Source organism: Acinetobacter sp. OYA S30, from assembly GCF_033599315.1.
Classification (GTDB): Bacteria; Pseudomonadota; Gammaproteobacteria; order Pseudomonadales; family Moraxellaceae; genus Acinetobacter; species Acinetobacter baumannii.
The window spans coordinates 1-6016 of the sequence record NZ_JAWVAV010000076.1; the positions used below are offsets into that span (position 1 = coordinate 1).

Here is a 6016-nt window from a genome sequence, read left to right on the forward strand (position 1 = left end):
AGTGATGTATCACCTGAATTACTTAATCAAAAATGCGAAAAATAAGGAAAAACTGGAAAAAGATTTTAGTGAAATTATCAAAACCCAAGAGCCTATATTGCAACAAGAAGGCTGGAACATTCATAACATGAATCGAAAATTGAGGGATTCAGAGCATAACTCAACGCCATGCTTTGAATTTGAAGTGTATTGCCAGCCAAAGTATCCATTAGCCATGCAAAATAAGCCCCCTCAACCGGTTCAATCCGAACAGCCAAAGCCAAAATCTGATGATTATGATTACGGTGGTCCCTAAGTTTGATGCTTTTTTAGCTCTAAAGTTTACAAAAAGCGTGTGCTACGATCGACTGATTAGTAAGTCGATTCATAATTTACAGCTTCTTTAAAAAGAAGCTGTAAATTATGAACTTCTTTTTCAGAACTATGATGTATTTGTATAGCCATGTTTTTATTCTCTTTAAGCAAATAGATCTGCTCATCACCAACACTTAGCAGATCAGTACTCTTTAACGTCAGTTCACCATTTAAAAATAGTAAATGTAAATATGCCGTTTCATCGGAATAAATTATTTTTGAATACAATAAAATATGTTCTTCATTTTCTTTAAAAAAGTTCATGTGAACTCTCTCTTTTTTTTGCAGAAAATGGAAGCATATCAATTTTTATTTTTTAATTTTCCATACGTTGAATTTGTCAAAAAATCCTAATTTATAAAAACTATAATTACCATGATATGTGTAAAACATTTTATGTCCTATGCATATGGAATATTCAAAAAGTATTATTACTTAAGTAGCGACACTTTTTGGAATATCACCTAACTTTACAGAGCGAGTGTCTACGAGCGAACTGACATCATTAAAATTTCACCCGCTTTTTTCCCTGATTACAGGCTCCCCTTTACTTACGTGATTTAGAATCAGAGCGTCACGAAGTGCGCGAACGATAGAGCTTTTGCTTTTTATTCAAGCTACAACGAAATTAAGTAAAAAATTGCCCCCTAGAATCGAGCGAAAGCGAGATTCAATAGAGTTTGAGCGAAGCGAAAACCAAGGGCAATTTTTCATGACTTGGGCTTTTAATTATTTTTAAAGTTTTTAAATGCTTTTAGACATACTGAAAGCCTTTATTTACAATGGTTACAGACGCTATATGACTACGTTTACCTACCAATATGACTACGTTTACCTACCAATATGACTACGTTTACCTACCAATATGACTACGTTTACCTACCATAAATCTACAAAATATTTTTAGTAGATTTAACTGCGTTTACCTTGCATAAATCTACATAATTATTAATATAGACTTATATTCATAAATAATAATGTAGATACATAAGATGCGGGATTTAGTTGTTAAAGATAATGCATTAATCAATGCAAGCTATAACTTAGATTTAGTAGAACAGCGTTTAATCCTATTGGCTATTGTCGAAGCAAGAGGTAGTGGTAAAGGGATCAATGCAAATGATCCTTTAGAAGTCCATGCAGAGAGCTATATCAACCAGTTTAATGTTGCAAGACAAACAGCCTACCAGGCCTTGAAAGATGCTTGTAAAGACTTATTCGCCCGACAATTTAGCTATCAAGAGATCAACAAAAGAGGGAATGTTGAGAATGTTCTAAGTCGTTGGGTTAGCGAAATTAGATATATCGATGATGAAGCAACAGTAAAGCTGATCTTTGCACCAGCTATTGTTCCCCTTATTACACGTTTGGAAGAACAGTTCACAAAGTATGAGTTACAGCAAATTAGTAATCTCAGTAGTGCTTATGCTGTACGTTTATACGAGTTATTGATTGCTTGGCGCAGTACAGGTCAAACACCAGTTATTGAACTAACAGAATTTAGAAACAAGATAGGTATTCTCGATGATGAATACACAAGAATGGGCAATTTTAAAGATCGGGTACTAAATCTAGCTATTGCTCAAATTAATGAACACACTGACATTACTGTTAAATACGAACAGCATAAAAAGGGACGTAACATTTCAGGTTTTTCATTTTCTTTCAAACAAAAGAAAGTAGTTACAGCTAATGCAAATAGTAAGAGTTCAAATACCCTTGATCTTTTCTCGAAAATGACCGATGCACAACGCCATTTGTTTGCTAATAAACTGTCAGAACTTGCTGACATGAGTAAGTACTCTCAAGGTACCGAAAGCTATGCACAATTTGCTATTCGAATTGCTGAAATGCTACAGAATCAAGAGAAATTTGAAGAACTACTACCGTATCTTAAAAAAGTAGGATTTAACGCAAAATAAACTTCATGTTCAGGTAGGATGTTCAGATGAACATCCGTGTACATGCACTGAGGGACTACATTGAACACAACAAAATTTAGCGTTATGGACGCTAGTAAAGCCTTTAAAAAATCACGAACAACAATCTATGAAGCTATAAAAAATGGTGAATTATCAAGGGATAATGATGGACTTATAGATCTATCAGAATTAATAAGAGTTTATGGAAATCCAATTGGTGTTCAGTCCAGTACACGTACTGAACAAGTTCAAAGGGATGCACCTGTACACGTCCAGTCTGAGGTTGAAAGTGTCCTAAAAGATCAGATTTCCTTACTTAAAAACCAGTTGGATTTAGCAAATCAAAGAGAAAAGTCTTTGCTGCAACATATCGAAGATCTCACCCATAGAATTGAGTTTAAAGGTGTCCTAGAACCATCTAAACAGGAAGATAAAAACCAGTCTGTAATGCAGAATACAGTCAATATACCTCAGCCTGTTCAACAGACTAATTCTGAGGTATTAACTACTCCTAGGCCAAGCGAGAATAAGCGAATTCCTGTTCCTGAGCATATTGAGCCTGAACCGGAGCAAAGAGGCTTCTGGAGCCGTTTCTTTAAGCCGTATGGCTGATCTGATTGTTCACCTGGGCTTATTAAACCCGTGGAACATTGGTTAAATAGTGGGCGTGGAACGTGAAGAATCGACAAAAAAGCCCGAACAGGGATATTCGGGCTATCAACTAGGAACTACAGCATTGATTTCTAAAGATAATTATAACACATTTCGTATAAGGTGTATTATGTTAATTTTAGGAAATCTTAAGCTTTAGCCAACATAATCTTCAGTTGATATTACTTGAGCATATGCAAATTCAAAAGCGGCCATTAATGTTGCATGGACATGACCAGCAGGTACTTTAACGCCATTAAATTCCAAGTCAGCTGTGGCCCTAGAATCATTCTTTTAACTTTTCATAACGAAGAATAAAAATAACTCAATGTTTACTTTAGGTTTTATACGCTTTTTCTTTTCAGGAGATAATGCTAGGATCAAAATTGGCTAACATTAAATAATCATAATGAAGAATCTTCAAATAGTTATAGCACAAGCTCTACATTCATATGAATTTGAACATATGGAGCAATCAATAAGTAAATCCATTAGCGACACTATATTGGAAATATTGGTCAATGATGGGCCTTTTGAAAAAATTGATTGTTATCTGTATTCAAAAAAAGATTCTAAAAAAATTCTAAAAAGCTCTATACACTATGTAATTGCTGTCTTAGAAAGGGCGAAGTATAGAGTACAGAAAGCTCAGCAAGATAATCTGAGTCCTTTGTATATCTGCTTATACGTGATTAAGAAAATTGAGGGCTTTATCGAATACTTAAATACTAAATTTCGACTGTGAAAGCCTCCATTTAACATAATGGATATTATACGAAGTACATTTGTATATTAATTTAAATATCAACTACTTAATAAAAATAGAAAAATCCAAAAATGCCCAAAAAGCCGACTTTGAAACAAGTCGGCTTTTTTATGAGCAGTTTTGATAGTTCTTGCCAACACTTTTGCTTAAAAAATGCTCAAAACTAAGAATCACATACACTCTATAAGGCTTTCAGCCTAAAAACAATCCACAATTTTTGCGGATAAACCTTGGGGTAAGTTTTGAGCAATCTTGTAAGCTCAGGCTGACATGAATTAAGGACCATTGCGTCTAGGCCACTATGGGGATTTTTCATATGATGGGGACATAAAGAACAGGATGTTCCAACACATAAAACAATAATGATAAGTGCAACACCAGGACGTGAGGTACTACAGGAGTTATACCTAAACCACCGATACGAAAAAGCCCGACAGGATGTCGGGCTTTTTTATTACCATTTGAAAACCGACTGAGTTCACTATAAAATATAGACTATAATCTATATTTTGGTTGTGATATGTGGACAGTCATCACGACAGATCTGTTTAATGAATGGCTTGAACAGCAAGATGAATCAACTCAAGAGAAAGTCCTAGCCGCTTTGGTTGTTCTACAGCAGCAGGGACCAAGTTTAGGTCGTCCTTTAGTGGATACCGTGTATAACTCTAAATTTACCAATATGAAAGAGCTACGTGTTCAGCATCGAGGTAAACCACTGAGAGCCTTTTTCGCATTTGATCCATTACGACAAGCCATTGTGCTGTGCATTGCTGATAAAGGCGGGAAAAAGCGATTTTATAAAGAGATGCTGGATATTGCAGATGAGCAATACGAACTCCATCTCTCAACCCTAGGAGATCAATCTAATGGCTAAAACCTTACAGGAATTATTGGCTAGTCGCTCTCCAGAGAGCCAAGCTCGTATTCAACAAATGGCTGATGAACTACTTTTAGAAACTCAGCTTCACCTTATTCGAGAAGAATTAGAGATTTCCCAAAAAGAACTGGCTGAAACTCTTGGAATCAAACAACCATCACTTTCAGCAATCGAAAACCGTGGCAATGACCTTAAGATTTCAACCATGAAAAAGTATGTTGAAGCGATGGGTGGGAAGCTCCGTATTGATGTAGAGCTTCCAACAGGGAAACACATAGGATTCAATGTATGATAAAGCCTTTAGTATTAGCTTAAATAAGAAAAACCCCTATTTTTAGTAGGGGCTTTTCTTGGCTATACAGCATCGGAGGTACTACCCATATCTACTGGGAAGGTTTAAATTTAAGCGTCATTTTTATACCCTCTTTTAGTTTGTGTTGTCCTCTAAAATGAAATCTATTGTTTCTCTAATATTCATTTCAGCGTTAATAATACGAATTTGCTTATAAGCGCTCATACCTAATCGCTTAATCGGTGTAGCCAACAAAGCATTTAAGAAACTATGTGGTGCACTTTTTATATTTTGGCAATCTATAATTATTTTTTTACCATCTTCGATAGCTGGAAGTAAATACTTATCTCTATATTTTATTGCATCTTCTTTAATCTCAGCAAAATCACCGAAATATGCACTCATATGAACCACGTACTGTTCATCTTGTTTTATTAACTTCTCTTTATTACGCTCATCTTCAGCATTTTTACGAAGTTCTTGTAAGATTGCTTGCAAGTCATTCTTTTCATCTCCTTTTAGCTTAATAGCTAAAAAGGCAATTGTTCCATGCCAAGAGTTTTCTAAGGTTTTTGATGTAATATCCCTCGGCGAAATATGGACAAGACCATTCCCCGAGGCTATATACATTTCACCTTTTAGTTTTCTGATAATATTTGAAGATAGATACAGCCCCATCCCAGCATTATTTTTAGCATTGTAAGGGTTCGTTTGAGCAAAAGTACCCGATTTTTCGGGCTGAATCGACAACTTAATAGCCATCTCATCAGACTCTTGCCCAGGATAACTCTGCTCTATATGCTTTTTAATTCCTATTCCTAAGTCTGCAATAATAAATTGAATAACATCTTTATTTCTGTACCAACACATTTGTACTAAGGATGGCACCAGTATATCTAAATGATCAGAATAGCAAGTTCCATGTTCTTGAGTATTATATAATAATTCACTTAAAACATAGCGTAAGGTTTCAGTATAAGAAATATCAAATCCGTCTGTATAACTCTCAATAGCGGCAATAATATCTTTAAAATCTTTACTCTGTACACGACAAAAATAGATAACTCATTGAAATAATGTCACAATAATTGTTTTCTAACGACGAATACTATGACACATCTCAATGAGTTATATCTTATCTTAAACAAATC

Annotated in this window: 7 protein-coding genes and 1 pseudogene; 6 read left to right on the forward strand and 2 right to left on the reverse strand. The window is 35.0% G+C overall.

The features are described from left to right. Window positions 1-295: pseudogene (locus R5R67_RS18740) on the forward strand (plasmid mobilization protein); the annotation flags it as partial. A 56-nt stretch (window positions 296-351) separates the two neighbouring features. Here R5R67_RS18740 and R5R67_RS18745 read toward each other — a convergent pair. After that, window positions 352-618 carry a hypothetical protein gene (locus R5R67_RS18745; protein WP_318755142.1) on the reverse strand — a complete coding sequence of 89 codons (267 nt, stop codon included), beginning with the start codon at window positions 616-618 and terminating at the stop codon, window positions 352-354. A gap of 728 nt (window positions 619-1346) precedes the next feature. Here R5R67_RS18745 and repM point away from each other — a divergent pair. From repM to R5R67_RS18770, 5 genes are all read left to right on the forward strand, one after another. Further along, window positions 1347-2276 (forward strand): replication initiation protein RepM, encoded by a 930-nt coding sequence (repM, locus tag R5R67_RS18750; protein ID WP_318755143.1) that lies wholly within the window; start codon window positions 1347-1349, stop codon window positions 2274-2276. 84 nt (window positions 2277-2360) lie between these two features. Continuing rightward, entirely contained in the window at window positions 2361-2888 is a 528-nt protein-coding gene (locus R5R67_RS18755; RefSeq protein WP_068975474.1) for a plasmid replication DNA-binding protein, read from the forward strand. A 448-nt stretch (window positions 2889-3336) separates the two neighbouring features. After that, entirely contained in the window at window positions 3337-3672 is a 336-nt protein-coding gene (locus R5R67_RS18760) for a hypothetical protein (protein WP_002067467.1), read from the forward strand. 541 nt (window positions 3673-4213) lie between these two features. Next, on the forward strand, window positions 4214-4570 hold the full coding sequence (locus tag R5R67_RS18765; RefSeq protein WP_055414415.1) for a type II toxin-antitoxin system RelE/ParE family toxin: 357 nt from the start codon (window positions 4214-4216) through the stop codon (window positions 4568-4570). Beyond that, window positions 4563-4865 (forward strand): helix-turn-helix domain-containing protein, encoded by a 303-nt coding sequence (locus R5R67_RS18770; RefSeq protein ID WP_005804939.1) that lies wholly within the window; start codon window positions 4563-4565, stop codon window positions 4863-4865. Before R5R67_RS18765 ends, R5R67_RS18770 begins: the two co-directional genes overlap by 8 nt. Before the next feature lie 135 nt (window positions 4866-5000). On the opposite strand, the gene R5R67_RS18775 is transcribed toward R5R67_RS18770, so the two are convergent. Further along, a complete protein-coding gene (locus R5R67_RS18775) occupies window positions 5001-5753 on the reverse strand; it encodes an STAS-like domain-containing protein (RefSeq protein WP_318755146.1) in 753 nt (250 codons plus the stop codon). Between the last annotated feature and the right edge of the window lie 263 nt (window positions 5754-6016).